Here is a 1,600-nt window from a genome sequence, read left to right as displayed (position 1 = left end):
CCGGCAATCTCCGAACCGCTGGCCCGCGCGCTCCGGCCCGGACGTCCGGCCCTCGCGTCCGGCCCTCACCCGCCGGTCGGGTTCCGGCCCGGGCACCCGTACGCGGCTCGGCTGACACCCCGTCGGCGGTCCGTCCGTTCCTACCGACTCCGGTCGGCCGCTCCCGGCCCGGCTCCCGCTGCTCCCGGCGGCGGACCGGGTCGCGACGCGCCGAGGGGGCGTGTACCGCAGCAGCCCGCGCCCCTAGAATGCCGCCCGCGAACGGTATTACTGGCCGGTAGAAGCGGGGGTTGGCATGGCGGACGATCGGGTGCACGCATTCGGCGACGACGTACTCGGGGACCACGACGCGGTGGCGCTGGCCGGACTCGTCCGGTCCGGCGAGGCGAGCCCCGACGAACTCGCGGAGGCCGCCGCGGCCCGTGCCCGGCGGATCGACTCGGCCCTCGAACCGGTCGCCTTCGCCGCCCGCCTGCCGCGGCTCACCGCCGACAGCCGACTGGCGCCGTTCTACGGCGTGCCCACCTACCTCAAGGACAACGTCGACCTGCGCGGCATGCCCACCGGGCAGGGCAGCGCCGCCTTCCGGGCCCGGCCCGCCCGGCGCACCGCCGGGTTCGCCGACCAGTTCCTCGCCACCGGCGTCGCCGTGCTCGGCAAGTCCCGGCTCCCCGAGTTCGGACTCAACGCCTCGACCGAGTACGCCGCCGCGGAGCCGGTGCGCAACCCCTGGAAGCCCTCGCACTCGCCCGGCGCCTCCTCCGGCGGCTCGGCGGCCCTGGTCGCGGCGGGCGTCGTGCCGATCGCCCACGCCAACGACGGCGGCGGCTCGATCCGCATCCCCGCGGCCTGCTGCGGGCTGATCGGCCTCAAGCCGACCCGCGGCCGCCTGGTGCCCAACGACCAGGGCCGCCGCCTGCCGATCGACCTGGTCACGGACGGCGTGCTCACCCGTTCCGTCAGGGACACCGCCGCGTTCTTCGCCGCCGCCGAACGCCACCACCGCAACCCCGCACTACCCCCGCTCGGCCTGGTCGAGGGCCCCGGCACCGGCCCGCTGCGGATCGGCCTCGTCCTCGACTCGCCGCTCGCCGACACCGACGCGGCCACCCGCCGCGCCGTCGAGGACACCGCGCTCCGCCTGGAGGCCCTCGGCCACCGGGTCGAGCCGACCGTCCTGCCCTTCGGCGAGGAGTTCTCCCGCGACTTCACCCTCTACTGGGGCTACATCGCCTTCCTCATCGCCGCCACCGGCCGGCTGATGCTGGACCGCAGCTTCCGCACCGCCCGCCTCGACGGCCTCACCTCGGGCCTGCGCCGCAGCTTCCACCGCGAGTTCGCCCGCATCCCCGGTGCGCTGCGGCGACTGGGCCGCGCCGAGCAGGCCTACGCCGAACTCTTCCGCAGCCATGACGCGGTGCTCTCCCCGGTGCTCGCGCACACCGCCCCGCCGATCGGCCATCTCAGCCCCAACGTGCCGTTCGAGGAGCTGATGGGGCGTCTGCAGCGGTACGTGGCGTTCACCCCGGTCAACAACGTGACCGGGGCGCCCGGGATCTCGCTGCCCGCCGGCAGCACGGACGACGGCCTGCCGATCGGC

Annotated in this window: 1 protein-coding gene; it reads left to right on the top strand. The window is 75.8% G+C overall.

Annotated features, from left to right (window positions below; all coding sequences use genetic code 11):
* Window positions 1-295 precede the first annotated feature (295 nt).
* On the top strand, window positions 296-1,600 hold a 1,305-nt coding region (locus tag ABZ641_RS36610; RefSeq protein WP_359988856.1), incomplete at its 3' end, for an amidase.

It is taken from the genome of Kitasatospora sp. NPDC007106 (assembly GCF_040634455.1).
GTDB classification, from domain to species: Bacteria; Actinomycetota; Actinomycetes; order Streptomycetales; family Streptomycetaceae; genus Kitasatospora; species Kitasatospora arboriphila.
The sequence above is the reverse complement of the archived record's forward strand: the minus strand, read 5'-3'. Positions and strand labels throughout refer to the sequence as shown.